Here is a 25,992-nt window from a genome sequence, read left to right as displayed (position 1 = left end):
GGCCGTCGCACAGCCGATACCCGGTCCGCACTGCGCTGATCCGGACCGCGACCCGTCCCTGGCTCGCGGCTCTGCCGGCTGATTGCCACCCCGACGTCCGGCCACAGTCGCACGGCCGATCGGATACGCGGCCGGGCCGTCACGAAATCCGGCGGCGAATCGTCACAGCTGGCGGTTAGTCTTCCTCCGCGCGTCGTCGTCCTGGCACGTCGCGCCCCGCGCCCGGTTGGCGCGGCATCGCCGCCACCGCCCACCATCGGCCGGCTCAATCGACTTCAGGAGAGTTAGTGACACAGCAATCCCTCGCGACATCGGACAAACTCGACGGCGCGGTGCTCAAGGTGGCGGGCGTCGTCGTCCTTGGCGCGATCATGTCGATCCTCGACGTGACGGTGGTCAGCGTGGCGCTGCCCAAATTCCAGAGCGAGTTCGACGCGTCCTACGCCCGTGTCGCCTGGACCATGACCGCCTACACCCTCGCGCTCGCCACCGTGATCCCGCTCAGCGGGTGGGCGGCGGACCGGTTCGGCACCAAACGGCTCTACATGGTGGCGCTGACCCTGTTCACGATCGGGTCGGGGCTCTGCGCCATGGCCGACACGATCGGCGAACTGATCGGCTACCGGGTCCTGCAGGGCCTCGGTGGCGGCATGCTCATGCCGCTGGGCATGACCATCATGACCCGGGCGGCCGGTCCGCACCGGATCGGCCGGTTGATGGCCGTCCTCGGCATCCCGATGCTGCTGGGGCCGATCGGCGGCCCGATCCTCGGTGGTTGGCTGATCGACACCGCGAGCTGGCACTGGATCTTCCTGATCAACCTGCCGATCGGCCTGATCGCCCTGATCTACGCGCAGGTCGCGCTGCCGAAGGACGCGCCAGAGCCGTCCGAGTCGTTCGACTTCGTCGGCATGCTCATGCTCTCGCCGGGCCTGGCCCTCTTCCTCTACGGCGTCTCGTCCCTGCCGGAGGCGGGCACCTTCGCCGAGGCCAAGGTCTGGGCCCCGATGCTGGTCGGCGGCGCGCTGGTGGTGGCGTTCGTGCTCTACTCGTTCAAGCCCCGGCACCCGCTGCTCGACCTGCGGCTGTTCCGCAACCGCAGCCTGACCATCGCGTCGGTGACGATGTTCGTGTTCATCATCGCGTTCATGGGCGCCGGCCTGCTGTTCCCGAGCTACTTCCTGCAGGTGCGCGGTGAGTCGACGCTGGCCGCCGGCCTGCTGATGGCGCCGCAGGGCATCGGCGCGATGATCACCATGCCGATCGCCGGCACGCTGGCCGACCGGGTGCCGATCGGGCGTACCGTCCCGTTCGCGTTGGGGCTCATCGTCGTCGGGTTCTTCGGTTTCACCCAGGTCGACCCGCAGACGTCGTACTGGCTGCTCGGCGGGTCGCTGTTCGTGATGGGCCTGGGCATGGGCGGCACGATGATGCCGATCATGACGTCGGCGCTGCGGACGTTGTCGGCCAACGACGTGGCCCGCGGCTCGACGCTGGTCAACATCCTCCAGCAGATCGGCGGCTCGGTCGGCGCCGCCGTGATGTCGGTGATCCTCACCAACGAGCTGAACGGCTCCCGGCAGATCCCCGGCCTGGTGGACGAGAGCGGCAAGCCGGTCACCGAGGCCGGGCTGGCCATCGCCGCCCAGCAGCGGCCGGAGCTGCTTCAGCAGATGCCGGTCGACCCGTCGCTCATCGAGCGCGGGCTCGACTTCGCCGCCAAGTCGTTCGCGAGCACGTTCTGGGTGGCGTTCGCGCTGGTCGTGCTCACGCTCATCCCGGCGGCGTTCCTGCCGCGCCGACGTCAGCCGGCGCAGCTCGACGACCCGCAGGGCGAGCAGGTCAGGACGCCCGTCGTCATCCACTGACCAACCCCGCCGCGCCCGGCACCTGAGGTGCTGGGCGCGGCGGGTACGGCGTCAGCGCAACGGACCGTCGCCGGGCCCGTCCGGGTCCTCGACCACGTGGATCGCCGCCTCCTCCGCGCTGGCGGCACCCGCGTCGATGCCGGCGTCCCACGCCACCGACTCGGCCTCGTCGTCCTCGCGGACGCCCTCGTCGTAGGCGACGAGACGGCCGGCGCGCTCCTCCGCGTCATAACCCCGGCGGGTCAGCTCGTCCTCGTCGTCGCCACCCTCGGCGTACGGGTCGACATCCGGCACCTCCTGGGCGAGGTGTTGCGCCAGGGACTCGCCCGCCCGCTCCTCGGCCGGCGTGGTGCCGAACCGGTTTGCCGCCGTCCAGTGGTCCTCGGCGACGATGCCGGTGTCGAGGGGGTCGCCGACCCGGTCGTCGTCGAGGGTGTCGGAGGCGTCCAGGACGCCGTCGTCCTCGGCCACGTTCCACTCGTCGACGGAATCCACTCGTTCGGTCTGGCTCACGGCGGTCTCCTCATCGTTGCGGTGCAGCAAAGCGCTCAGCCTATGACCGTGCAACGCGCCCGCACCCCGAGGCCTGCCCGCTGTGACGAACGGACCTCGGGGCGGGCGGTGCCACGGTGGGTCAACGCTTCAGCAGCTCCGCCACGGCGTCGGTGAACTCCACCGGTTGCTCGATGTGCGCGAAGTGTCCGCTTCGCTCCAGCGTCACCAGCCGCGAGTCCGGAAGCCCCGCGTGCAGCTGCTCGGCCCAGCGAGGGCCACAGATGAAGTCGTACGCTCCGACGATCACCACGACGGGCACGGTGATCTCACCGAGGTTCTTCCGCACGTCGAAGGGCGTGGGGTCCTGGGCGCCGGCCGGCGTCGCCCAGATCCGGACGGCCGCCTGAAACGAGGCGAACTCGTCCTGTCGGCCCCAGAAGTCCGCGAAGTACACCGGCAGGGCGGCCCGCAGAGCGGTTCCCAGCGACTCGTCGTCCGTCGCGCCGCCGATCTGCGCGAAGGCAGCCGGGACCGCCGCCGCCTCCGGCCGGTCCGGGTGCCGCTGCGGGTAGGCGGCGAGGCCGGCCATGGCCTCGCCCCAGAACTCGGCGCCGGTGACGGGCGAGGTGTCGTACAGGGCGAGGCCGGCGATCCGGTCCGGGTGGGCGAGCGCGTACCGCTGGACGACGAAACCGCCGTGCGAGTGCCCGAGGAGGTACACCCGGGGTTCGCCGAGGTGCTCGACGACGGCGTGCAGGAACCGGACATACGTGTCGAGACGGTAATCGTCAGGGTTGTCGAGCTGACCGGACGCGCCCGTGCCCACCGGCTCGACGTAGACCATGGTGAAGTGCGTCTCAAGGCGGGGCGTCCGCAGGTACGCCCACTCGATGCCCGGGCCGCCGGAGTGCGCCACGCAGACCGGACCGGTGCCGGCGACGTGGTAGACCTGCCGAACGCCATCCACTGTGAACGTGTGGGCGCCGGGTGCGAGGGCGCTGACGTCGTGGCTGGTGAAACCCATGAACTATCTCCCGATCCGAGACCCGCGCGGCGTCCGCCGACACGGCAACTGGTGCATGACGCAGACCAGATGCGCGGGTCAAGCGGAAAGTTCGCTCGGTCGGAGAAGTTTCTTCAGACCAGCGCGGGGACGGGGTGGAAGAGGGTGAGCTGGCGCACCCGGCCCTCGCGCAGCACCTGCAACCACAGCGCCGCGGGTGGGCAGTGCTCCGGGTCGTCGGGTGGGCTGATCAGGTCGGTTTCCCAGATCAGCACGTCGCCGCTGGCCACCACGTTGCGCAGCCGCTGACGTACCCCGGCGGCCAGGTCGCAGTTCATGCCGTTGATGGCCAGGTCACGGCCACCGCGCGGGCCGCCTGGCACGATCATCTCGGCGTCCGGCCACCAGCTCTCGCGGACCACCCGCTCGAAGTCGCCGCCCATCGCCGTGGTGATCATGTCGCTGCCCTCCCGCCACCGCGAGTCGTTCGAGGCGGCGACGTCCGTGTGTGCCGCGTCCGCCGCCGTCCGCAGGCCGCCGGCGAGCGCCCGGCGGGCGTGGCTGAGGCGGCTGCGGACGGTGCCGACCGGCACGCCACACACGGCCGCGATCTGCTCGTACGAGGACGCGTCGCTGAAGTACCGCAGCAGGGTGACCAGCCGGTCAGGTTCGGACAGTTGCCCCAGGGAGTGCCACACCCAGTCGCGCATCGCGGCCCGGTCCAGTGCCTCCTCCGGGGTGGGTGTGTCGGCGGGGCGGGCGAACCACTCGGGTTCGGCGACCGGGACGGCTCTGGGCCCGCGCAACGCCATCCGGCTGTTGTTGCGGACGATGGCCCGCAACCAGGGGCCGACGGCGTTCGGGTCGCGGACCTCGCCGATGCGACGCAGGGCGACGACCATCGTGTCCTGCACCGCGTCCTCGGCGTCCGGTCCGTAACCGAGGACGCTCAGCGCGACGGCCCGCATCCCGGCCTCGTGCCGGGCCAGCAGCGCCCCCAGCGCAGCCGCGTCTCCCGCCTGCGCGAGCACGACCAGCTCCCCGTCGCTCTGCGTCACGCCCAGTTCCTCCCCGAAACACCTGTTCTGAACGCTTCTGCTCCATCAAGCGTACGGCGGGCCGGCGTGCCGATGCCCCGGGCCGTCGGCCGTCCTACGCTGCGGACGGGCTGGCGGCGCGGGTCGCCCGGGTGCCGATCTGCCGTAGGTGCGCGATCAACTCCGGAGGCTCGTGCACCTCCATGTCGCAACCGAGAGTCAGCAGGCGCCACGCCAGCCACTCCAGAGTGTCGGCGTTGCTGCGCAACCGGCAGGAGGTCGCGTCGATCGGCTCCAGATCGACGCCGGCGCCACCGAGCGGGCCCGCCATCCGCTCGATCGGCGCGTGCAGCGTCACCACCGCCCGGTAGACGGGCGTCAGCTCAAGCAGCTTCTCCGTCATGAACGAGGCGGCGTCGGACGCCGGCAGTTGCCGGGCGGCGACCCGGGTCCGGGTGGGGCGCAGGTCGGTGATCCGGTCGACCCGGAAGATCCGCCAGTCGTCGCGGTCGGTGTCGTAGCCCACCAGATACCAGCGCCGACCCGCCGACACCAGCTTGTACGGCTCGACGAGCCGTTCGGCGTCCATGCCGTAGCGACGGCGGTAGGCGAACCGCAGCTGCTCACGATTGTTGACGGCGGCGGCCAGCGCGCTCAGCCGCTCCGGGTCGACCGTCGGTCGGTCCCAGGTGAGCAGCGGTTCGGTGGCCGCCCCCAGCGCGCTGACGCGGTGCCGCAGCCGGGACGGCAGCACCTGTTCGAGCTTGGCCAGCGCCCGCATCGAGGCCTCCTCGATGCCGGCCACCGCGTGACCGGCGGCGGTGCGCAGACCGACAGCGATCGCCACCGCCTCGTCGTCGTCGAGCAGCAGCGGCGGCATCGCCTTGCCGGCGACCAGGCGGTATCCGCCGATCGCGCCCATCGTCGCCTGCACCGGGTAGCCGAGGTCGCGCAATCGCTCCACGTCGCGGCGGATGGTGCGCAGGCTGACGCCGAGCCGGGTGGCCAACTCGCTGCCGGGCCACTCGCGGGGCGTCTGCAACAGCGACAGCAGGCCCAGGAGTCGGGCGGGGGTGTCGGACATGGTCCCAGAATGCCAGCGATGTGTGCCAGAACCTGTCCTATATGGGCCGTAGCGTTCCCGGCATGACGCCATTTCGCATCGACATCCCGCAGGCGGACCTCGACGACCTGCGTGACCGGCTCTCCCGAACCCGGTGGCCCCGCTCGTTGCCCGGCGCCGGCTGGAGCCGCGGGGTGCCGGTGACGTACCTGCGCGAGCTGACCGAGTACTGGGCGAATGGTTACGACTGGAGGGCCCACGAGGCGCGCCTGAACGACTTCCCCCAGCTCGTCACCGAGATCGACGGCTTGGATGTGCATCTGCTGCACGTCCGCTCGCCGGAGCCGGACGCGCTGCCGTTGTTGCTGACACACGGCTGGCCCAACTCCGTTGTCGAGTTCACCGAGCTGATCGGCCCGCTGTCGGACCCACGCGCTCATGGCGGGGATCCCGCGCAGGCGTTTCACGTGGTGGTGCCGTCGGTGCCCGGATACGGTTTCTCGCAGGCGCCGCCGGCCGGGTTCACGATCGACCGGCTCGCCCGGATGTGGGTCGAGCTGATGGCCCGCCTCGGCTACCACCGTTACGGCACGCAGGGCGGCGACCTCGGGGCGTACATCGCGCCACGGGTGGCCGCTGTGGCGCCGGAGCAGGTGGTGGGCGTGCACATCGACGGGGGGTTCGGCTTCCCGACCGCCGCCGACGTGCCGGACATGAGCGCGACGGAACGCGCCGAGTGGGAGCAGATGCAGCAGTGGATGAGCGGTGGCGTCGACCATCACGCGCTGCTGCGGGCAGCGCCGCAAACCTTCTCGTACGCCTGGAACGACTCGCCGGTCGGGCTGCTGGCCTGGATGATGCAGAAGTTCAAGGAGTTCACCATGACGGTGCCGACACCGGAGCAGGCCATCGACCGGGACCACCTGCTCACCAATGTGAGCCTCTACTGGTTCACCGGCACGTCGGGAACGTCGTCGTGGCCCATGTACGAGCGACTCACCGTCGCCGACGATGGCGGTTTCGCCTGGCCGACGGGCCAGCGGCGGGTGCCGTCCGGTGTGTACGGCGGCGGCTCCGCGCTGATGCGCCGCCTCGCGGAGCGAGACAACACGATCGTCCACTGGCCGCAGGGCAACCCGGGCAGCCACTTCGTGGCGATGGACGAGCCGGTCGCGCACGCGGCGGACATCCGCGCGTTCTTCGAGGGCCTGCGATGATCGAGCTGAGCTGGGCGCAGGTGTCCGCCCGACGGCTTGCGCGGCACCGGCTCCGCACGCCGGCGGCGGACGCGGCACCGGACGCCGCCCGCGTCGCCGACGTGGTGTCGACGATCTGCGGCGCGCATGCCCAGGTCGCGTCGGCCGCCGAGCTGTCCATCGGGCTGCGGGTGCCGGGCACGACCCGCTCCCTGGTACGCCGGGCACTGTGGACCGACCGCACCCTGGTCAAGACCCGTGGGCCACGCGGGACCGTGCACCTGCTCGCCGCAGCGGACCTGCCGATGTGGGTCGGCGCCCTGTCCGCGTTGCCGGCCCCGTCGTGGGAGCGGAGTGTGGTCCTGCTGACGCCCCGGCAGACCGAGCAGGTCCTCGCGGCCATCGCCGACGCCGTCGCCGAGGCCGACCTGACCACCGCCGAGCTGACCGAGGAGATCGTCGCCCGTACCGGCCCGTGGGCGGGCGACCTGGTGATGGAGGCGTTCCAGGACATGTGGCCCAGGTGGATCGCCGCGATGACCGCCGCAACCCGGGCCGGAGTGGTCTGCTTCGGCCCGAATCGCGGTCGGGTCAGCACGTACACCAGCCCGACCCGGTGGCTGCCCGACTTCGCGCCGATGCCCGGTCCCGCCGCCCTGGCCGCCCTCGCCCGCAGCTACCTGTACGCGTACGGGCCGGCCACCCCGGCACAGTTCGCCCGGTGGCTGGCGGTGGCGCCGGGGTGGGCGACGTTGCTGTTCGACTCGCTGGACCTGACCGAGGTGACGGTGGAGGGCACCCGGGCCTGGGTGGCCGCCGACGACACCGAATTTCCCGACGACCGGCCGTCCGGGTTGCGGCTGCTGCCGTACTTCGACGCGTACGCGGTCGGCTGCCACCCTCGCGAACGGCTCTTCCCCGGTGCCGCCGCCGAGCGGGCGCTCGCCGGTGGCCAGGCTGGCAACTATCCGGTGCTGCTGGTCGACGGGGTGGTCACCGGCGTGTGGCATCAACGCCGTTCCGGCCGCTCGATCCGGGTCACCGTCGAGCCGCTGCGGACGCTCGGGGCCGCCCAGCAGCGGGCTTTGGAGGAGGAGGTCGAGCGGATCGGCGAGATCCTGGAGGGCAGGGCGTCGCTGACCATCGGCACCGTCAGTGTCGGTCCGCACGCCTGAGGCCACGCCGGCCCACCGCCTGGGCGACGATGGGAGCGTGCATCCCGAACCGGTCGACCACGCGCCCCGGCAGGCGTTCCCCTGGGCGCTCCTGCGCCAGCGCTGGGAGGACCTCACCTTCCTGCACTGGGCCGTCGCTCCGGAGGTGGTCGCGCCGTTGCTGCCTGCCGGCACTCGTCCGGACACGCTGCAGGGGGTCAGCTACGTGGGCCTGATCGGTTTCCGGATGGTCGGGCTGGGCTTCGGCCGTGGCCCGGGGGTGCCGTACTTCGGCACCTTCTGGGAGACCAACGTCCGGCTCTACTCCGTCGACGACGCCGGCCGGCGAGCGGTCGTGTTCCGGTCGCTCGACGCGTCCCGTCTGCTGCCGGTGCTGGTGGCGCGGGCGACGCTGCGCCTGCCGTACCTCTGGTCGTCGATGCGGTTGGATCGCGACGGCGACCGTCGCACCTACCGCTGCCGGCGGCGCTGGCCGGGGCCGGCGGGCGCGACGAGCCGGATGGTGGTGCGGGTGGGGGAGCGGATCGTCGAGCCGACCCCGCTCGAACACTTCGTCACCGCCCGCTGGGGGCTGCACACCCGGGCGTACGGGCGCACGCTGCACCTGCCGAACTGGCATCCGAGCTGGCCGCTGCACCGGGCCGAGGTGCTGCACCTGGATGACGAGTTGGTCGCCGCCGCCGGGCTGCCGGCACCGCTCGGGCCACCGGTGAGCGTGCTCTACTCGCCAGGTGTCGGGGTCAGGTTCGGCCCGCCGGCGGCGGCCCGGCCACACGGTGCCGGGCCGCCGGAGCCTCAGTAGCGGCCACCCTCGGGTGCGGGCAGCGCGTCCAGGTCGGCCAGGTCCTCGGCGCTGAGCCGCACATCAGCGGCCGCGCAGTTGTCCACCAGGTACTTCGGGGTCTTGGTGCCGGGGATCGGGATGACCTGGTCACCTTGGGCGACCACCCACGCGAGGGCGACCTGCGCGGGGCTGAAGCCGGCCCGGTCGGCGATCTCCCGGACCCGGGCGACGATGGCGAGGTTGGCGCGCAGCGCGTCCTGCTGGAAGCGCGGCAGGCCACGCCGGAAGTCGTCGGCGGGCAGGTCGTCGAACGAGGTGAACCGGCCGGCGAGGAAACCGCGACCGAGCGGGGAGAACGGCAGGAAGGCGATGCCCTGCTCGGCGCAGTACGGCAACACCTCGGCCAACGGGTCGCGCGTCCACAGTGACAACTCGGACTGCACCGACGCCACCGGGTGCACGGCCTGGGCCCGCGCGATCTGCGCGACCGTCACCTCGGACAACCCGAGCTGCCGGGCCTTGCCCGCCGCCACGACCTCGGCCATCGCGCCCCAGGACTCCTCGATGGGCACCTCCGGGTCGACCCGGTGCAGCTGGTAGAGGTCGACGTGGTCGGTGCCGAGCCGGCGCAGGCTCTCGTCGATCGCCGCGCGGATGTGCTCCGGGCGGCCGTTGTTGCCGATCTTCGGTGAGTTGCCGGGGCCACCGGTGGGGGAGGTGGCCACCAGGCCGACCTTCGTGGCCAGTACGGTCCGCTCCCGGTGCCCGCCGGCCAGCGCCCGCCCGACCAGCTCCTCGTTGGTGTACGGCCCGTACACGTCCGACGTGTCGATCAGCGTCGCGCCCAGGTCCAGTGCCTGTCGGATGACGGAGATCGACGTGTCGTCGTCGCGAGGGCCGGTGATGTCGTAGCCGTGACTCATGCCCATGCAGCCGAGGCCGATGACGCCGACCTCGGGTCCGGTGCTGCCCAGCGTGGTGGTTCGCATGCGCCCCACGCTACGACCGGACCGGCCGACCCGCACCCGCCGTGGCGGGCACAGCTGCTCCCCGGGTACGTGACGACTCTCACCGGAAGTGGACTCGGGAGTCCGGTACGGTGGGCGCTAAGCGGACCTGCGAGTCCGGATCTGCCTGACGGAAACCACGAGGAGCCCCATGAGTCCGGTACGGATCAGCGATGCCCTGCGCGCGGTGGTCTTCGAGCCGACGCGCGACCTGACCGACGCGCTCGACGAGTTCTACGCCCCCGACTACACCCACCGCAGCGACGGCGAGACCCTCGACCGGGCCGGATTCGTCGAGATGGTGACCCGGGCACGCGGTCAGATCGTCAGCGGCACCGTGCAGGTCCTCGACGAGCTGCGCGACGGTCTCGACTACGCCGAACGACACGTCTACGAGATCACCCTGGTTGACGGGTCGACCGCCCGGCGGGAGATCACCATCTTCGGGACGTACGCCGAGGACGGCCGCTTCCGCCACCTCAGCGAGACGGGTTTCGACCTGCCCGCCTGAACCATCTCGACGACCAACTCAGGAGAGAGAGCCATGCCCCGCCTTGCCGACCCCGACCCGAACGCGATTCCGGCCGACGTCCGCGACGTCCTGTCCGCCCTGCCGCCCGACCCGATGGTCAAGATGCTGACCCACTCGGTCGGCACGGTGAACCTCTTCATCCAGCTCGCGAGGGCGCAGTTCACCTCGTTGGAGCTGCCCGCCCGCTCGCGGGAACTGGTCATCCTCACCGTGGCCGAGTACACCGGGTGCGAGTTCGTGGCGGCCCAGCACGCTCCGATGTCCGCGGCTGCCGGCGTCGACGAGGGCACCCGCGAGATCATCAGCAGCCGGGACATCGACAACCCGCACCTCTCCGCGTACGACCGCACGCTCATCCGGTTCGCCGCCGAGGTGGTGCGGTCACCGCGCGTTCCCGACGACCTCTTCGACCAGGTGCGGCACATCCTCAGCGAGCGCGAGATCGTCGAGGTGCTCCAGGTGGTCGGCTACTACTGGTCGTTCGGCCGGGTGGCCACGGTGCTCAACGTCGAACTCACCACCGTGTACGGCGACGAGCCGCTGCTGACCGACGAGACCGAGCGGGCAGACTGAGGCCATGGCCCCACCGACGCCGAGCGACCCCGATGCTCCCCATCGCCGTCTGGACGCCCGTCGCAACCAGGAGCGGGTCATCGCCGCCGCCCGGGAGCTCTTCAGCGAGCAGGGTCTGCAGGTGACGGTGCCGCAGGTGGCGGAGCGGGCCGGGGTGGGCCGCGCGACGGTGTACCGCAGCTACCCCAGCAAGGAAGACCTGATCGTCGCGGTCGTCCAGCAGCAGTTCCAGGAGCTGGAGCAGCGCACCCGCGCGGCGCTCGACGGCGTCGACGCGTACCGGGAGTGGTGTTCCTACGTGCCCGACCTGTTCGGACGCCTCGCCCGCGACCGGGTCCTCGCCGACGCGTTCTTCGAGGGCAGGCTGGTGCCCGCCGCGCGCATCCTGGGCCTGATCGGGCAACTGGTGGCGGCGGCCCGAGCGTCCGGCAGGATCCGCCCGGACGCCGGGGAGCTGGACATTCGGGTGATCCTCTGCGGGGCGGTCCGGCAGCTCATCGTGTTCGACGAGCGCGACCCGGCGGTGTGGCGCCGGTACGCCGACCTCGTGCTCAACGCGCTGCGCTCCTGACGGCCACGGCCGACACTGGGAGAAAGTTCGGCGGACGTGTCGAGGACCGTCGGCCGGCTTCGACCATTGGTTGAGGGCCGGAGACCGCCGGCCTCGCCGACGAGCCGACACGGCACGGACCGAGGAGTGGATCGATGACGAAGGTGACGACCGGGGCGACGATGTCGTTGGACGGCTACATCGCGGACGCGTCCCACGGCGGCTTCGAGTACCTCTTCCAGTGGTACGAGAACGGTGACGTCGAGACGCCGACGGCCGACCCCGAGCTGACCTTTCGGACGTCCGCCACGAGCGCCCGGCATCTGCGGGCTCTCACCGAGCGGACCGGCGCACTCGTCGTCGGCCGGCGGCTCTTCGACATCACCAGCGGGTGGGGTGGCCGGCATCCGTTGGACGTGCCCGTCGTGGTGGTCACGCACAGCGTGCCGGAGGGCTGGGCACCCGAGAACGACTCCTTCGTCTTCGTCACCGACGGCATCGAGAGCGCCATCGCCCGGGCGAAGGCGATCGCCGGCGACAAGGAGGTCGGTGTCAACGGCGGCACCATCGCCGCCCAGGTCGTCGAGGCCGGCCTGCTCGACGAGGTGCACGTCGACCTCGTCCCCGTCCTGCTCGGCGCCGGCATCCCGCTCTTCGCCGATCTGAAGATCGCGCCGCTTCAGCTGGACGGTCCGTTCAGCGTCGTCGAGGGCGACGGCGTCACGCACCTGGCCTACCGGGTACGCCCAGCGGCCTGAGCGCCTTGCCCCCATAGGCATTGATCGATATTGTGCGCGCAGGCGCCGCCCCGCCTCAGACCACCACCGTCGATCCGAAGCGGGTTCCGCATGCGCACACTGAGACTTGTCACGACCCTGGCCGTCGCCGGTCTGCTCGCCGGTGGGGTGGCAGTGATCGCCGCCACACCGGCCAGCGCGGCCACCGCCGTGTTCTCCGTGACGAACAACTGGGGCAACGGCTACCAGGGGCAGGTGACCGTCACCAACGACACCTCCGCACCGATCACCAGCTGGCGGGTCGAGTTCGACCTGCCGTCCTCCTCGACCGTCAGCCAGTCGTGGAACGCGCAACAGACGACCTCGGGCAGCCACTACACCTTCGCCAACGTGTCCTGGAACGGCACCCTCGCCGCCGGTGCCTCCACCTCGTTCGGCTTCCTCGTCAACGGGACCGGCACCCCGGTCAACTGCACAGTGAACGGCGCTTCCTGTGCCGGCGGTCCGCCCCCGACCACGCCGCCGCCCACCACGCCGCCCCCGACCACGCCGCCGCCGACCACCCCGCCGCCGACCACCGGCACGCCGGTCGAGCGGCACGGGCAACTGCGGGTCTGCGGCACCACGATGTGCGACAAGTCCGGCGCGCGGGTGCAGCTGCGGGGCATCAGCAGCATGTGGCTCAACTGGGAGACCGCCCCGTACGCCGAGAACCTCTCCGCGGTGACCTGGATGCGCGACAACTGGAACCTCCAGGTGATCCGCGCGGCCATGGGCGTGGAACCGGCCGGGGCGTACCTCAGTGACCCGGCCAAGGCGCGCGCGCAGGTGGAGACCATCATCAACAACGCGGTCACCACCGGGGTCTACGTGATCGTCGACTGGCACGCGCACGAGGCGCAGAACAACCAGTCCCAGGCGGTGGCGTTCTTCGGTGACCTGGCCCGCCGGTACGGCCACCTGCCCAACGTCATCTGGGAGCCCTACAACGAGCCGCTCCAGGTCAGCTGGACCAACGTCATCAAGCCGTACCACCAGGCGGTGGTGTCCGCGATCCGCGCCGCCGACCCGGACAACATCGTCGTGCTCGGCACCCCGACCTGGTCACAGGACGTGGACGTCGCGGCGGCCAGCCCGGTCACCGGCACCAACCTGATGTACACCCTGCACTTCTACTCCTGCACGCACGGGGCGTCGCTGCGCGCCAAGGGCGACGCCGCGATCCGCGCGGGTCTGGCGCTGTTCGTCACGGAGTGGGGCGCCAGCAACGCCGATGGCGGCCTCGACGGCCGGGCCTGCCTGCCGGAGGCACAGTCCTGGATCGACTGGATGAAGGCGAACGGCATCTCCTGGACGGCCTGGAAGCTCGACGTCGGCACCGACACCACCAACCTGCTCAGCCCGGGAGCGCCGGTGACCGGCGGGTGGAACAACTACCTGCACGGCCACGCGCCGTTCGTGGTGGCGAACATGAGGTGATCCCGGCCGCTCCTTGACCGTGATTGATCGAATCGAGACTGCTGATGTCGGGGTGTCCAGGCCGGCGGGACACCCCGACATCGCCGACCGCCACCACGACCACCGTCGAGGGGGTCACTGTGTGAAAGCCCGGCGGTACGCGGTCGGGGTGGTGGCGAAGGCCCGTTGGAAGTGCGCACGGAGGTTGGTCGCCGTGCCCAGGCCGGTGCGCCGTGCGACCTCGTCGATGGTGATCCCGCCGTTCTCGAGCAGGGTGCAGGCGGCGCGCAGCCGTTGCTGGATCAGCCACGCTCGTGGGCTCATCCGGAACCGACTCTGAAAGGTGCGGTGCAGCGTACGGCTGGACATCACACCCTGTCGGGCAAGGTCCGCGACGGTGATCGGGCGGTGCAGGTTGCTGCTCGCCCAAGCGGTGACCGTGGCCAACTCGTCGTCCTCACCCGCAACGCCGACCGGGATGAACTGCGCCTGACCGCCGGCGCGGTGCAGCGGTGTGACCATGTGGCGGGCCCGTTGGATGGCGGCAGCCTGCCCGTGGTCGCGGCCGACGAGGTAGAGGCACATGTCCAGACCGGCGGCCAGTCCGGCGCTGGTGATCACCTCGCCTTCGTCGACGTACAGCGCATTCGCGTCCACGAACACCAGTGGGTGCTCGTCGGCGAGCGCGTCGGCGTGCGCCCAGTGGGTCGTCGCGCGGCGACCGTCGAGCAGACCGGCCTGGGCCAGCGCGAAGGCGCCGGTGCAGATCGACGCGATGCGGGCGCCACGACGGTGGGCCAGCCGCAGCGCATCGAGAGCACGCGGCGGTGCCGGGCCGCGGCGGAATCCGGGCACGATCACCGTGTCGGCATCGTCGAGCGCGTCAAGCGCCGCGGCGACGCTCAGCTCCAGACCGTCCGTGGTGGTGGTGACCGAACCACCGTCCAGTGCGCACACCGTCATCGCGTACCGGCCGTGACCCTCGTGGCCGAACACCTGCGTCGCGATGGTCAGATCGAAGGCGACGACAGTGGGTAGGGCGAGGACGGCGACCCGATGCGTGGCGGGTTTCTTACGCATGGTGGCAAGGATGCCACTCGCCGCCGCCCGGTCGGCAGGAGATCCTGGGCCGTATGCGGATCGAGATCGTGGTGTTCGACGGCTTCGACGAACTGGACGTCTTCGGGCCATTCGAAGTGTTGTCGATGGCCGGCTTCGACGTGGCGCTGGTCGCCGTCGAACGATCGGGGCTGGTCACCAGCATGCGTGGTGTCCAACTCCAGGTTCCTGAGGTGCTGAGTCAGGCCGACGGCGTGGTCGTCCCGGGTGGCGGATGGCTGAACCGGGCCCCCGAGGGTTCCTGGGCGCAGGCGCGGCGTGGTGTGCTGCCGGCGAAGCTGGCCGAGCTGGCGCCAGCGGCGCGATGGATGGCGTCGGTGTGCACCGGTGCGCTGTTACTCGCTGCCGCCGGCCTGCTGACCGGCCGGCGGGCGACCACCAACCGCAACGCGTACGACGAATTGCGCGCCCACGACGTCACAGTCCTCGACGAGCGGGTGGTCGACGACGGTGACCGGGTCACCGCCGGCGCGCTCTCGGCCGGCCTCGATCTGGGTCTGTGGCTCACGGAACGCGAACTCGGCGCCGCCACCGCCAACCGGGTCGCCGCGTCCATCGAGTACCGGGCTGCGAGTCGCTGAGCAGCCCGGACAGAACGGGCGCGTCACCTTAACGCGCCGGAAACACCCCCGGTACCAACCCTGGGAACGCTCGTCGGACAGCCAGACCACCGACACGCGAACCGGGGTGACCATGGCCGACAACACCACGAACGCGCCGACGTACGACGGGCCGGTGGGCCGGTCCGGCAACGGCCGGATGCTGCCCGCTCCCCGTACGAATCCGGTCCTGTCGCTGGACGACGGCGACCCGGCGGACCTGGCCACGATCGGGGTGGAGGAGGAGTTCCACGTCGTCGACCTGCACACCCGGGAGTTGGTGCCCCGCGCCGGGGAGTTGCTCGACCGGTTGCCGGCGGCCTCGTTCACCGCCGAGCTGCACCGCAGCGTGGTGGAGACCAACACCGCGGTCTGCCGCACCCTGGACGAGATTCGCGCCGAGCTGACCCGGCTGCGTCAGGCGGCCGTCCAGGTCGCCGACCGTGCCGGTCTGGGCATCGTGGCGGCCGGTACGGTGCCGCTGCGCGCCGACGGCGACCCGAGTGTCACCCCCACCTCCCGCTACCGGCGGATGCTCGACGAGTACCAGCTGCTCGCCCGGGAGCAGTTGATCTGCGGCGCGCAGGTGCACGTCGGCGTCTCCGACCGGGACCTGGCGGTGGCGGTCACCCGCCGGGTCCAGCCGTGGCTGCCGGTGCTGCTCGCCCTCTCCACCAGCTCGCCGTACTGGATGGGCCAGGACAGCGGCTACGCCAGCGTCCGGTCCCTGGTCTGGCAACGCTGGCCCACCGCCGGTGACCCGGGCGAGGTGACCAACGCCGCGGACCACGAGGCGCTGGTCGCCGAGCTGATCTCCTCCGAGACCATCACCGACCCCGCCATGATCTATTTCGACGTCCGGCCGTCGGCGCACGTGCCCACGGTGGAGCTGCGGATCACCGACGCCAACGCCGACGTGGAGACCATCGTCCTGCTCACCGGTCTGTTCCGGGCGCTCGTCCGACGGGAGGTCGCCGCCCTGCGCGCCGGGGTGGAGCGCACTGCCGTACGACCACCGGTGCTGCGCGCCGCCGTGTGGCGGGCCGCCCGCTCCGGGTTGGAAGGTGACCTGCTCGACCTGCCCCGGTCGGCCCGACCGGTGCCGGCCGCCCAGGCGGTCCGCCGCATGGTGACCGACCTGCGCCCACAGTTGGAGGCGACCGGGGACTGGGAGCAGGTCAGCGAGCTGACCCGGTACGCGCTGGAACGTGGCACCTCCGCCGCCCGGCAGCGGCGGGCGTACGAGCGACGGGGCCGGTTGGCCGACGTGGTCGACCTGCTGCTCGACGAGACCCGGGGCCGGGTCCGCGGGCCGCTGCCGGGTGCGCCGACACCGCCGGCGCTGCCCACGTACGCCGACGCCGGCGACGAGGTCTTCGGACCGGCCGAACCGCAACCGGCGTACGCCCCGATGCTCGCGGCCCTGCGCCAACTCGGCGCCGGGGTCCTGCGTCAACGCGAACACGACCGGGACGAGGAGCAGCGGGCCCGGGGCGTGACGTTCAGCGTGGCCGGCGAGGCGAGCACCCGGCTCTTCCCGGTCGACCTGGTGCCCCGGGTGGTGCCCGCCGCCGACTGGCGGACCCTGCGTACCGGCCTGGTGCAGCGCGCCCGCGCCCTCGACGCGTTCCTGTGCGACGTCTACGCCGACCGGGCCGTGGTGGCCGACGGCGTGGTGCCGGCGTGGGTGGTGGAGTCCTCACCGGGGCTGCGCCCGACCGGGGCGCTGATGGGCCGGCGGGGCACCCGCGCCCAGGTGTCCGGCACCGACCTCGTCCGGGACCCGGACGGCGGCTGGTACGTGCTGGAGGACAACCTGCGGGTGCCCTCCGGGATCGGCTACGCGGTGCAGAACCGGCGGCTGACCCGGGCGGTGCTGCCGGAGCTGCCGGTGCCGGAGGATCTGCTGCCCGCCGACGAGACGCCGGCGATGCTGTACCGGGCGCTGGTCGCCGCCGCGCCCGCCGCGGCCGACGACCCCGCCGTGGTGGTGCTCAGCAGCGGCCCCGGTGATCCGGCGTGGTTCGAGCATCGGCTGCTCGCCGACGAGATGGGTGTGCCGCTGACCGAGACCAGCGACCTGCTGGTGGAGGAGGGTCGGGTCCGCCTGGTCCGCGAGGGCTGCCGCCGCGAGGTCGACGTGATCTACCTGCGGATGGACGAGGAGGCGCTGCTGCACGCGCCCGGCGCGGACGGGGTGCCGCTGGGCTGGCCGCTGCTCGCCGCCGTGCACGCCGGGCGGCTCACGCTGGCCAACGCGCTGGGCAACGGTGTCGGTGACGACAAGGCGCTGTACGCGTACGTGCCCCGGCTGATCGAGTACTACCTGGGCGAGAAGCCGTTGCTCGGGGACGTGCCGACGTACCTGTGTGGGCTGCCCGAGCAGCGGGCCGAGGTGCTGGGTCGGCTCGACGAGCTCGTGCTCAAGCCGGTCGATGGGTACGGCGGCGACCGTGTGGTGATCGGCCCCCGCGCCGAGGCGGAGGAGTTGGACGCGGTCCGGGAGCAGATCCTCGCGGCCCCGCACCGGTGGATCGCCCAGGAGATGATCGCGCTGACCACCCACCCGGTCTTCGACGGCGCGGCGCTGGCTCCCCGCCACGTCGACCTGCGGGCGTTCGTGTTCCTCGGCGACACCGCCGAGGTCGCGCCGGTGGCGCTGACCCGGGTGGCGCCGGCCGGCAGCATGATCGTGAACTCGTCGCGCGGCGGTGGGTCGAAGGACACCTGGCTGCTCGGTGGAGCCGACGAACCGTCGGCGTAACCGACGCTTGACCCACCCGTCATCGGGACGCAACCCGGCCCGCCAAGCCTGGACCGGTCAGCGGCCCCCAGCGGATCCAGCCGATGAAAGGTGTGTGCCATGTGCGGTATCGGAGGCGAGTTCCGCCTCGACGGGGCGCCACCGGACCTGGCCGCCGTCGAGCGGATGCTCCCCGCCCTGGCCTCCCGGGGCCCGGACGGCGAGGGTCGGTGGCAGCAGGGGCCGGTGGCCCTGGTGCACCGTCGGCTGCGCATCATCGATCTGTCCGATGCGGGCGCCCAGCCGATGGTCGACCTCGAGCTGGGTCTGGCCGTGGTCTTCAACGGCTGCATCTACAACTACCGGGAGCTGCGCGACGAGCTGACCGCCGCCGGTTACTCCTTCCGCTCCACCTCGGACACCGAGGTGATCCTCAAGGCGTACCACCGGTGGGGGACGGCCTGCGTCGAGCGGTTCTACGGGATGTTCGCGTTCGCCCTGGTCGAGCTGGCCACGCACACCCTGGTGCTGGCCCGGGACCGGCTCGGCATCAAACCGCTCTACCTGGCCGACGGGCCGGGCCGGGTGCGTTTCGCCTCGACCCTGCCGGCGTTGCTCGCCGCCGGTGACGTGGACACCGACCTCGACCCGGTGGCGCTGCACCACTACATGAGCTTCCACTCCGTGGTGCCGCCGCCGCGCACCATCCTCGCCGGGGTCCGCAAGTTGCCGCCGGCCACCGTGCGGGTGATCACCGCGGATGGCCGGAGCACCGACACCACCTACTGGCGGCCGGAGTTCAACCGGGCCGCCGTCCCGGCCATGTCCGCCGACGAGTGGCAGGAACGGCTCATGGCGGCGATGCGCACCGCCGTACGACGGCGGATGGTCGCCGACGTGCCGGTCGGCGTGCTGCTCTCCGGCGGTCTCGACTCCAGCCTGATCGTCGCCCTGCTGGCCGAGCAGGGGCAGACGGGCCTGGCCACCTTCAGCATCGGCTTCGAGGCGGCGGCGGGGGAGAGCGGCGACGAGTTCCACTACTCCGACCTGGTCGCCCGCCACTTCGACACCGATCACCAGCAGATCCGCATCGGCGCGAAGCGGTTCGTTCCCGCCGTGCACCAGGCCATCGCGGCGATGAGCGAGCCGATGGTCAGCCACGACTGCGTCGCGTTCCACCTGCTCTCCGAGGAGGTCTCGCAGCGGATCACGGTGGTGCAGTCCGGGCAGGGCGCCGACGAGATCCTGGCCGGATACGACTGGTACCCGCCGATGGCCAACGTGGCCCGCGCGGACGCCGTCGAGGCGTACGCCCGGGTGTTCTTCGATCGTCGCCACGACGCGCTCGGCGGGCACCTGGCGCCCGAGTGGATGCTCGACCACGACGCGAGCCTGGAGTTCGTCGCCGCGCACTTCGGCGCGCCCGGCGCGGACACCGCGCTGGACGCGGCGCTGCGCCTGGACAGCCTGGTGATGCTGGTCGACGACCCGGTCAAGCGGGTCGACAACATGACGATGGCCTGGGGGCTGGAGGCCCGCGTGCCGTTCCTCGACCACGAGGTCGTCGAGCTGGCCGCCGCCTGCCCACCGGCCATGAAGCTGGCGCAGGGCGGCAAGGGGGTGCTGAAGGCGGCGAGCCGGGGCATCGTCCCGGACGAGGTGATCGACCGGCCGAAGGGCTACTTCCCGGTGCCCGCCATCCGGCACCTCTCCGGCCCGCTGCTCGACGACGTGCGGGACGCGCTGACCGCCCGACCGGCGCGCGAGCGGGGCCTGTTCCGCAAGGACTACCTGGAGGAGTTGCTGGACGCGCCGAACGCCCGGCGGACCACGCTGGGCTCCAACGCGCTCTGGCAGCTCGGGCTGCTGGAGCTCTGGTTGCAGCGGATCGGGGTTTAGATGAGCGTACGGATTGAGCCGCCGCGCACCACCCGGCGGCCCCGACCCGCGAGCCACCGGCCGGTGTCACCGCCGGCGCCGATCAGCGAGGACTTCGCCCCCGCGCCGTCCCCCGACGGCCGCCGGGTGGCGTTCCTCTCCGACCGGGCCGGCACGCCCGGCGTCTGGGTCTGCCAGGTCGACGCGGGTGCGCCCGTCGCGCTGCCCGTCGGTGACGAGCCGGTCCTCGCGCTGAGCTGGTCCCCGGACGGCCAGTGGCTGGCCTGTGTCGTCGCCCCCGGCGGCGCGCCCCGCACCGAGCTGTGGGTGCTGCGCCCGGACGGCACGCGACGCCACCAGGTCGCCGGGTTCGGTCGCCGCAGCGCCGCGCTGGCCGGCTGGCTGCCTCACGGCGCGGTACTGGCGGTGACCGAGACCGACGAGCACGGGCAGGCAGTGCTGGTCGACGCGGCCACCGGGCACCGGCGGGTGCTAGCCCAGGGCGACCTGCTCACCCTCCTGGACGTGACCCCGGACGCCGGTACCGCGCTGCTGCGCCGCGGCCCCCGTAACGCCCGCTGGCTGGAGGTGCTCGACGTGGCCACCGGCGTTCGGCGGCGGCTGTTCCCGGACACCGGGCGGGGCAGCACCGACCAGGGCTGGTTCGGCCCGGACGGCACGGGCGTGCTGGCCCGCACCGACGCGTACTCCGAACTCGCCGCGCTGGTACGGGTCGACCTGACCCGACCGGAGCAGCCGCCGACCCGGCTCGCCGGACGACCGGACGCCGAGCTGGAACACGTCACGCCCAGCGCGGACGGGCAGCGCGGCGCGTTGCTGTGGAACACCTACGGCGGGCGCAGCGAGCTGAGCCTGCTCGACTTCGCCAGCGGTGTGCAGCGGGCCGTCACCGCGCCGGGCGAGGTGCTCGGCGACGCCGTCTTCGCCGCCGACGGTGACCTGCTCTGTCTCACCGCCCAGGGGCCGGTGCAACCACGGGAGGTCTGGCTGGTCGACCCGTCGACCGGGGCGCCGCGCCCGCTGCGGCCGGACACCGGTGCCCCGCGTACGGACGATGCCGGTGTCGCGCCGCAACTGGTCGACCTGCGGGCCCGTGACGGGTTGCCGCTCTCCGGCTGGCTCTACCGCCCGGCCGGGCCGGGTCCCTGGCCGACCGCGATCAGCCTGCACGGTGGCCCGGAGGCGCAGGAGCGTCCCGGCTACAACCCGCTGTTCCAGGCCCTGGTGGCGCAGGGCATCGCGGTCTTCGCGCCCAACGTGCGTGGGTCGTCCGGGTTCGGCCGTTCGTTCGTCGCCGCCGACAACCTCGCCGGCCGCTACGGTGCGATCGCCGACGTGGCGGCCTGCGCCGACTTCCTCGTCGACGCCGGCGTCGCCCGACCGGGCCAGCTCGGCGTTCTGGGCCGCTCCTACGGCGGTTACCTGGCCCTCGCGGTGCTGGTGAACTTCCCCGGTCTGTTCGCCGCCGGGGTCGCCGAGTGCGGCATCTCCGACTTCCGGACCTTCTTCGCCGGCACCGAGCCGTGGATCGCCGCCGCCGCCGTCAGCAAGTACGGCGACCCGCACCGGGACGCCGACCTGCTGCGTGACCTCTCCCCGCTGACGCACATCGACCGGCTGGACGTGCCGGTGCTGCTGATCCACGGCGCCAACGACACCAACGTGCCGGCGGGCGAGTCGGCGCAGGTCGCCCAGGCCCTCGCCGACCGCGGTGTGCCGCACGGGCACCTGGTGCTCGCCGGGGAGGGGCACGACTTCCTGGCGCGGACCAACGCCGAGGCGGCCCGTACGGCCACCACCGGCTGGCTGACCCGGCACCTCGCCGCGAGGACGACCGTCGCCCGCTGAGGCGTTATCCTGCGCCGGTGGAGGTCGCGGCGCAGGACGAGCGGTTGGCCGCGGACCTGGGTCGCTGGCTGGCCGAGGTGACCTTCGTCGACCTGGACACCGACGAGGTCACCGCGCGGGTGATCGACTCGGTGGTGCGGTGGGCCGAGGCCCAGGGCTGGCGGGTCTACCGGCGCGCGCCCAGCGTGCTGCCGTTGCCACCACCGCTGGAGCAGCGGCACTCGGTGCTCGACGTGGCGTGTGCCCGTCCGGACGGTCCGCCCGTCGTGGTGGAGGTCGACCACACCGACCGGGCCCGTACGGTGCAGAAGTTGCGCGCGGAGGCGGACGCCGGCCGGATCCCGATCTGGGTGCGGTGGGGCGTCGGGCGTTTCACCGCGCCGCCACCGCCGGTGCGGATGGTGACCGTCGAGGTGACCCGGCGGGCCGGTCCGGCCGGGCGCGGACGGCTGCACAGCCGCGGCGGTGACCGCCCCGCCCCGGCCCATTCGACCGGCGGCGGCACGGTGACCCCGCAGGCGCTGCCGATCCCGTTGACCGACCCGGCGCAGGGCCCGGCCGACGACGCGGGTAAGAGCATCGAAAGCGAATCGTAAGCGGGCTCCGGCAGAGTTCTGGGTGTCACCGGAGAGCACGACAAACACCCAGGAGATCCCGATGCGCAAGCTCGTCAACTCGACCTACATCACCCTCGACGGCGTCATCGACAACCCGATGTGGACCATGCCGTACTTCGACGAGGAGGCCGCCAGCCTGGCCGGGGCGCAGACCGAGGCGGCCGACGCGATGCTGATGGGCCGGGCCACCTACGACGGCTTTTCCTCCGTCTGGCCGAACATGGATGAGAGCGACCCGACCACGGGCGCCGCGTACTTCAACAACGTCAAGAAGTACGTCGCCTCGACCACCCTGACCAACCCCACCTGGAACAACACGGAGGTGCTCCAGGGCGATCTGGTCGAGGCGGTCACCGCGCTCAAGGCCCAGCCGGGCAAGAACATCATCCAGTACGGCTTCGGCTCGGTCACCGCCCAGCTGATCCGGGCGGGCCTGGTGGACGAGGTCCGGTTCTGGATCCACCCGGTGCTGGAGGGCGGCCCCAGCCTCACCGCGCCGCTGACCGACGTCAAGGCGTCGTTCGACCTGGTCGACACCCGGGTGCACAAGAGCGGCGTGATCGTCGCCTCGTACGCGCCGAAGGTGACCTCCTGAGCACCGGTCAGAGCTGGGCCCGGGCCTCGCCCGGGCTCAGCTTCGCGCCCTCGGCGAGCAGCGCGTCGAAGCGTTCCGGCCCGAGTTCGGCGCGCAGTCGCGCTGTCGTCCGGTCGGTGTCGTCGCGTTCGGCCGGCGCGGCGGGGGACTGCGTGGCGAGCCGGGCGGCGGCCGCAGCGCCCAGCAGCCGGGCGGCGACCTCGGGGGAGCGCACCGCCGCCGCCATCCCCTCCAGTGGGTTGATCGCGTCCCGCATCGTCGCCATCGCCTCGGCGACCTCGAACGCCTCGATGTGCAGGGCCAACGCGGCGTCCGGGTCGCCGCCCTGCTCGACCGCGTAGCCCAGCTCCACCAGCACCATCGGCAGGTAGAGCGCGGATTGGCTCTCTCCCCGACCCAGGTCGGCGAGGTGGCTGAGGTGGGTGACGGCCAGATCGAGCTTGCCGTCGCGGCGGGCGGCCAGCCCGAGGCTCATCTCCGCGAAGATCAGCGCGCCGGGCGAGCCCTGCTCCACCGCCAGGTCATAGGCGCGTTCGGCCAGTTCCCGACCCTGGGCGTAGTCGCGGGTCTGCACGGCGAGCCAGGCCAGCCAGGACAGCTCGGCGCAGACCTGCGGCCACAGCGCCAACTCCTCGGCCCAGCGCAGCCCCTCCCGGTGCAGCGCGGCGGCGCGCTCGTGCTCGCCGCGCATGTCGGCCAGCCCACCCACCCACTCGGTCGCCCGGAGCCGACCCCACCGGTCGCCGAGGTCGGCGAAGAGCGCGGCGCTGCGGGTCGCGGTGCGCTCCAGGGTGGCCTGGTCACCGTTGGCGTGGGCGATGTGGGCCAGGGAGGTGAGCACCGCGGCCTCGGTCCACGGGTCGGTGGCGGCGGTGGGCAGCAGCTCCGACACCAGGGCCAGGTCGCCGTGTTCGATCACCGCGTTCGCCGCGAACCACGCGGCGTGGCTGTCCGGGTCGGCGGCCACGGCGGCGCGCACGTCGTCCGGTGCGATCACCTCACCCTGCGACAGGGCGAAGCCGACCCGCCAGGGTGCCGCGCGGGCCTCCTGCTCCGGGTCGCCGGGCACGGCCAGCGCCCGCCGTGCCTCGGTGAGCCGGCCGCGCAGGAACCAGTACCAGCTCAGCGCGACCGCCAGGCGCAGCCCGCCACCGTGCGCCAGCGCCGACCGCAGGTTCGCCAGTTCGGTGTCGAGCAGCGCCAGCCACCGCTGCTGGTCGGCCCCGCGCAGCCCGGGGTCGGCCCGTTCGGCCAGCTCGGTGTAGTAGGTGGCGTGCCGCGCGCGTACCTCGTCGGCGTCGGTGAGGCGTTCCAGGCAGAACGCGGCCACCGATTCGAGCAGACGGTAGCGGGGGGCCGCGCCGGAGTCGTCGAGCACCACCAGCGACCGGTCCACCAGCCGGGCGAGGGCGTCCAGGTCGGTTCGGCAGACCTGTTCGGCGGCCTCCGGGGTGCAGCCGTCGGGGAACACCGCCAGTTGGGCGAGCACCACCCGGTCGGGTTCGTCCAGGAGGTCCCAGCTCCAGCCGATCACCGCGGTGAGCGTCCGCTGCCGGGGTGGCACGTCCCGCTGCGCGGTGGTGAGCAGCCGGAACCGGTCGTCGAGCCGGTCCACCATCCCGCGTACGCCCAGCGCGCGGACCCGGGTCGCGGCCAGCTCCAACGCCAGCGGCAGACCGTCGAGGCGGCGGCAGAGCTGGGCCACCGCCGTCGCGGTCTGCCGGTCGAGGCGGAAGCCGCGCTGCTGGGCGGCGGCGCGGGCGACGAACAACCGGGCCGCCGCCGAGCGCCGGACCTCGTCCAGGTCACCGTCGTCGGGCACCGGCAGTGGGGGTACCTCCCAGAGCAGCTCACCGGTCAGCCCGAGTGGCTCTCTGCTGGTGGCCAGCACGCTCACCCCGGACACGTCGCGCAGCAGCCGGGCGACCAGCTCGGCGACCGGTTCGATGACGTGTTCGCAGTTGTCCAGCACGAGCAGCAGCTGCCGGTGCCGTAGGGCCGTGACCACCCGGTCGGCGGGGGACTGGGTCGTTCCGGCGGCCTCGTGGGCGCCCAGAGCGCCGAGCACCTGTTCGGCGACGCGGGCGTCACCGGCCGGGAGTGGGGCCAGCTCGACCAGTCGGACACCGTCCGGGTAGGACGACGCGCGGGCCGTCTCGGTGGCCAGCCGGGTCTTGCCGACGCCGCCCGGCCCGACCAGCGTGACCAGCCGTTGCCGGGGCAGCAGCGCCCGCAGCTCGGCCAGCGCGTCGTCCCGCCCGATCAACTCGTCGAGCGGTGCCGGCAGGTTGTTCCGGATGATCGCCGCCTTCGGCGGGGCGTTCAGGCCGGCGTCCTGTTCGAGGATCCTGCGGTGCAGGGCGACCAGCTCCGGGCCGGGGTCGAGGCCCAGCTCCTCGGCGAGCCGGGCCCGCAGCTCGGCGTAGCTCTCCAACGCCTCGGACTGGCGGCCGGCCGCGTACAACGCGCGCAGCTGCACCGCCCGCAGACCCTCGCGCAGCGGATGTCTGGCGACCAGCTCGGCCAGGTCCGCGGCCACCAGGTCGTGCTCACCCCGGGCCAGCCGGGCCTGCGCCAACCGCTCCTGGACGACGAGGCGCTGCTCGGCGAGACGGGCCGCCTCGGCCCGCACGAACTCGGCGTCGGCCACGTCGGCGTACGCCTCGCCGCGCCACAACGCGAGGGCCTCGGTCAGCCGTTCGACGTCGGCGCAGCGGGCCAGCTCGTCGAAGCGGTCGACGTCGACCGCGTCGACCCGCAGCAGGTAGCCGGGTGGCCGGGACTCGACCAGCTCGCGGGCGCCGGGCTCGGCATCGTTGAGCGCCTTGCGCAGCTGCGACACCCGCACCTGGAGCGCGCCGGCTGGATTGGCGGGGGCGTCGTCACCCCACAGGTCGTCGATGAGGCGGTCCGCCGAGACCACCTGGTTGCGGTTGGCCAACAGGTCGGCCAGCAACGCCCGTACCTTGGTGCCGGGCACCACCACCGGCTCGCCGGCGTCGGTGGTCACGGCGAGCGGCCCGAGCACCCCGAACTGCACGGCGGTCAGCCTAGTGCGGCAACCGCCTTCGTGGTCATGGTGGGAATTCGAGGT

At 72.3% G+C, this 25,992-nt stretch carries 22 protein-coding genes; 15 read left to right on the top strand and 7 right to left on the bottom strand.

Going from position 1 to position 25,992, the window contains the following annotated elements; all coding sequences use genetic code 11:
- Positions 1-287 precede the first annotated feature (287 nt).
- A complete protein-coding gene (locus GA0070561_RS10665; RefSeq protein ID WP_091399045.1) occupies positions 288-1,868 on the top strand; it encodes a DHA2 family efflux MFS transporter permease subunit in 1,581 nt (526 codons plus the stop codon).
- A gap of 51 nt (positions 1,869-1,919) precedes the next feature.
- Here the strand turns inward: GA0070561_RS10665 and GA0070561_RS10660 are convergent, their stop codons facing one another.
- The 4 genes from GA0070561_RS10660 to GA0070561_RS10645 form a co-directional block, all read right to left on the bottom strand.
- Positions 1,920-2,381: a DUF5709 domain-containing protein gene (locus GA0070561_RS10660; protein ID WP_091400151.1), complete on the bottom strand. Its 462-nt coding sequence runs from the start codon at positions 2,379-2,381 to the stop codon at positions 1,920-1,922.
- A 121-nt stretch (positions 2,382-2,502) separates the two neighbouring features.
- On the bottom strand, positions 2,503-3,387 hold the full coding sequence (locus tag GA0070561_RS10655; protein WP_091399042.1) for an alpha/beta fold hydrolase: 885 nt from the start codon (positions 3,385-3,387) through the stop codon (positions 2,503-2,505).
- Between the two features lie 113 nt (positions 3,388-3,500).
- Positions 3,501-4,424 carry an RNA polymerase sigma factor gene (locus tag GA0070561_RS10650; protein ID WP_091399039.1) on the bottom strand — a complete coding sequence of 308 codons (924 nt, stop codon included), beginning with the start codon at positions 4,422-4,424 and terminating at the stop codon, positions 3,501-3,503.
- Between the two features lie 94 nt (positions 4,425-4,518).
- Positions 4,519-5,487: a helix-turn-helix transcriptional regulator gene (locus GA0070561_RS10645; RefSeq protein ID WP_091399036.1), complete on the bottom strand. Its 969-nt coding sequence runs from the start codon at positions 5,485-5,487 to the stop codon at positions 4,519-4,521.
- Positions 5,488-5,549: 62 nt separating this feature from the next.
- Here GA0070561_RS10645 and GA0070561_RS10640 point away from each other — a divergent pair, with 62 nt between their 5' ends.
- Genes GA0070561_RS10640 through GA0070561_RS10630 form a run of 3 tightly spaced genes read left to right on the top strand, consistent with a single transcriptional unit; the run spans position 5,550 to position 8,639 of the window.
- Positions 5,550-6,683 (top strand): epoxide hydrolase family protein, encoded by a 1,134-nt coding sequence (locus GA0070561_RS10640; RefSeq protein WP_091399033.1) that lies wholly within the window; start codon positions 5,550-5,552, stop codon positions 6,681-6,683.
- Positions 6,680-7,837: a winged helix DNA-binding domain-containing protein gene (locus GA0070561_RS10635; RefSeq protein WP_091399029.1), complete on the top strand. Its 1,158-nt coding sequence runs from the start codon at positions 6,680-6,682 to the stop codon at positions 7,835-7,837. The genes GA0070561_RS10640 and GA0070561_RS10635 overlap by 4 nt, the downstream gene beginning before the upstream one ends.
- A gap of 37 nt (positions 7,838-7,874) precedes the next feature.
- A complete protein-coding gene (locus GA0070561_RS10630) occupies positions 7,875-8,639 on the top strand; it encodes a YqjF family protein (protein WP_091399026.1) in 765 nt (254 codons plus the stop codon).
- Here the strand turns inward: GA0070561_RS10630 and GA0070561_RS10625 are convergent.
- Positions 8,633-9,610, bottom strand: coding sequence for an aldo/keto reductase (locus GA0070561_RS10625; protein WP_091399023.1), 978 nt, complete (start codon positions 9,608-9,610; stop codon positions 8,633-8,635). The genes GA0070561_RS10630 and GA0070561_RS10625 overlap by 7 nt on opposite strands.
- Positions 9,611-9,779: 169 nt before the next feature.
- Between GA0070561_RS10625 and GA0070561_RS10620 the strand changes: the two genes are divergently transcribed.
- The 5 genes from GA0070561_RS10620 (at position 9,780) to GA0070561_RS10600 (ending at position 13,499) form a co-directional block, all read left to right on the top strand.
- The gene (locus GA0070561_RS10620; RefSeq protein ID WP_091399020.1) at positions 9,780-10,139 is read left to right on the top strand and encodes a hypothetical protein; all 360 of its coding nucleotides are present in this window, start codon (positions 9,780-9,782) and stop codon (positions 10,137-10,139) included.
- Between the two features lie 33 nt (positions 10,140-10,172).
- Entirely contained in the window at positions 10,173-10,733 is a 561-nt protein-coding gene (locus GA0070561_RS10615) for a carboxymuconolactone decarboxylase family protein (protein WP_091399017.1), read from the top strand.
- A gap of 4 nt (positions 10,734-10,737) precedes the next feature.
- Positions 10,738-11,304, top strand: a complete 567-nt coding sequence (locus tag GA0070561_RS10610; protein WP_091399014.1) for a TetR/AcrR family transcriptional regulator — start codon at positions 10,738-10,740, stop codon at positions 11,302-11,304.
- A gap of 134 nt (positions 11,305-11,438) precedes the next feature.
- A complete protein-coding gene (locus GA0070561_RS10605; protein ID WP_091399010.1) occupies positions 11,439-12,041 on the top strand; it encodes a dihydrofolate reductase family protein in 603 nt (200 codons plus the stop codon).
- A 90-nt stretch (positions 12,042-12,131) separates the two neighbouring features.
- Positions 12,132-13,499 (top strand): cellulase family glycosylhydrolase, encoded by a 1,368-nt coding sequence (locus GA0070561_RS10600; RefSeq protein WP_091399007.1) that lies wholly within the window; start codon positions 12,132-12,134, stop codon positions 13,497-13,499.
- A gap of 114 nt (positions 13,500-13,613) precedes the next feature.
- Here GA0070561_RS10600 and GA0070561_RS10595 read toward each other — a convergent pair whose 3' ends face one another.
- On the bottom strand, positions 13,614-14,558 hold the full coding sequence (locus GA0070561_RS10595; RefSeq protein ID WP_091399005.1) for a GlxA family transcriptional regulator: 945 nt from the start codon (positions 14,556-14,558) through the stop codon (positions 13,614-13,616).
- 53 nt (positions 14,559-14,611) lie between these two features.
- Here GA0070561_RS10595 and GA0070561_RS10590 point away from each other — a divergent pair, with 53 nt between their 5' ends.
- The 6 genes from GA0070561_RS10590 to GA0070561_RS10565 all read left to right on the top strand — a co-directional run bounded on the left by GA0070561_RS10590 (position 14,612) and on the right by GA0070561_RS10565 (position 22,898).
- Positions 14,612-15,178 carry a DJ-1/PfpI family protein gene (locus GA0070561_RS10590; protein ID WP_091399002.1) on the top strand — a complete coding sequence of 189 codons (567 nt, stop codon included), beginning with the start codon at positions 14,612-14,614 and terminating at the stop codon, positions 15,176-15,178.
- 112 nt (positions 15,179-15,290) lie between these two features.
- Positions 15,291-17,960 carry a carboxylate--amine ligase/circularly permuted type 2 ATP-grasp protein gene (locus tag GA0070561_RS10585; RefSeq protein ID WP_208603731.1) on the top strand — a complete coding sequence of 890 codons (2,670 nt, stop codon included), beginning with the start codon at positions 15,291-15,293 and terminating at the stop codon, positions 17,958-17,960.
- Positions 17,961-18,059: 99 nt separating this feature from the next.
- Entirely contained in the window at positions 18,060-19,838 is a 1,779-nt protein-coding gene (locus GA0070561_RS10580) for an N-acetylglutaminylglutamine amidotransferase (RefSeq protein WP_091398999.1), read from the top strand.
- Positions 19,839-21,686 (top strand): S9 family peptidase, encoded by a 1,848-nt coding sequence (locus GA0070561_RS10575; RefSeq protein ID WP_091398996.1) that lies wholly within the window; start codon positions 19,839-19,841, stop codon positions 21,684-21,686.
- Between the two features lie 17 nt (positions 21,687-21,703).
- Positions 21,704-22,282, top strand: coding sequence for a hypothetical protein (locus GA0070561_RS10570; protein WP_091398993.1), 579 nt, complete (start codon positions 21,704-21,706; stop codon positions 22,280-22,282).
- A gap of 61 nt (positions 22,283-22,343) precedes the next feature.
- Positions 22,344-22,898 carry a dihydrofolate reductase family protein gene (locus tag GA0070561_RS10565; protein WP_091398990.1) on the top strand — a complete coding sequence of 185 codons (555 nt, stop codon included), beginning with the start codon at positions 22,344-22,346 and terminating at the stop codon, positions 22,896-22,898.
- A gap of 7 nt (positions 22,899-22,905) precedes the next feature.
- On the opposite strand, the gene GA0070561_RS10560 is transcribed toward GA0070561_RS10565, so the two are convergent.
- The gene (locus tag GA0070561_RS10560) at positions 22,906-25,938 is read right to left on the bottom strand and encodes an AfsR/SARP family transcriptional regulator (RefSeq protein WP_091398987.1); all 3,033 of its coding nucleotides are present in this window, start codon (positions 25,936-25,938) and stop codon (positions 22,906-22,908) included.
- Positions 25,939-25,992: the final 54 nt, after the last annotated feature.

This window comes from Micromonospora saelicesensis, assembly GCF_900091575.1.
Taxonomy (GTDB): domain Bacteria; phylum Actinomycetota; class Actinomycetes; order Mycobacteriales; family Micromonosporaceae; genus Micromonospora; species Micromonospora saelicesensis.
Note: the sequence above shows the minus strand (reverse complement) of the source record. Positions and strands in the feature narration are given on the sequence as shown.

What these genes read in the sequence shown, in the direction of transcription:
- GA0070561_RS10655 (WP_091399042.1), bottom strand. Translation starts at nt 3,387, where the DNA reads ATGGGTTTCACCAGCCACGACGTCAGCGCCCTCGCACCCGGCGCCCAC.
- GA0070561_RS10565 (WP_091398990.1), top strand. Translation starts at nt 22,344, where the DNA reads ATGCGCAAGCTCGTCAACTCGACCTACATCACCCTCGACGGCGTCATC.
- GA0070561_RS10625 (WP_091399023.1), bottom strand. Translation starts at nt 9,610, where the DNA reads ATGCGAACCACCACGCTGGGCAGCACCGGACCCGAGGTCGGCGTCATC.
- GA0070561_RS10580 (WP_091398999.1), top strand. Translation starts at nt 18,060, where the DNA reads ATGTGCGGTATCGGAGGCGAGTTCCGCCTCGACGGGGCGCCACCGGAC.
- GA0070561_RS10590 (WP_091399002.1), top strand. Translation starts at nt 14,612, where the DNA reads ATGCGGATCGAGATCGTGGTGTTCGACGGCTTCGACGAACTGGACGTC.
- GA0070561_RS10640 (WP_091399033.1), top strand. Translation starts at nt 5,550, where the DNA reads ATGACGCCATTTCGCATCGACATCCCGCAGGCGGACCTCGACGACCTG.
- GA0070561_RS10600 (WP_091399007.1), top strand. Translation starts at nt 12,132, where the DNA reads ATGCGCACACTGAGACTTGTCACGACCCTGGCCGTCGCCGGTCTGCTC.
- GA0070561_RS10615 (WP_091399017.1), top strand. Translation starts at nt 10,173, where the DNA reads ATGCCCCGCCTTGCCGACCCCGACCCGAACGCGATTCCGGCCGACGTC.
- GA0070561_RS10610 (WP_091399014.1), top strand. Translation starts at nt 10,738, where the DNA reads ATGGCCCCACCGACGCCGAGCGACCCCGATGCTCCCCATCGCCGTCTG.
- GA0070561_RS10635 (WP_091399029.1), top strand. Translation starts at nt 6,680, where the DNA reads ATGATCGAGCTGAGCTGGGCGCAGGTGTCCGCCCGACGGCTTGCGCGG.
- GA0070561_RS10595 (WP_091399005.1), bottom strand. Translation starts at nt 14,558, where the DNA reads ATGCGTAAGAAACCCGCCACGCATCGGGTCGCCGTCCTCGCCCTACCC.
- GA0070561_RS10585 (WP_208603731.1), top strand. Translation starts at nt 15,291, where the DNA reads ATGGCCGACAACACCACGAACGCGCCGACGTACGACGGGCCGGTGGGC.
- GA0070561_RS10575 (WP_091398996.1), top strand. Translation starts at nt 19,839, where the DNA reads ATGAGCGTACGGATTGAGCCGCCGCGCACCACCCGGCGGCCCCGACCC.
- GA0070561_RS10605 (WP_091399010.1), top strand. Translation starts at nt 11,439, where the DNA reads ATGACGAAGGTGACGACCGGGGCGACGATGTCGTTGGACGGCTACATC.
- GA0070561_RS10620 (WP_091399020.1), top strand. Translation starts at nt 9,780, where the DNA reads ATGAGTCCGGTACGGATCAGCGATGCCCTGCGCGCGGTGGTCTTCGAG.
- GA0070561_RS10645 (WP_091399036.1), bottom strand. Translation starts at nt 5,487, where the DNA reads ATGTCCGACACCCCCGCCCGACTCCTGGGCCTGCTGTCGCTGTTGCAG.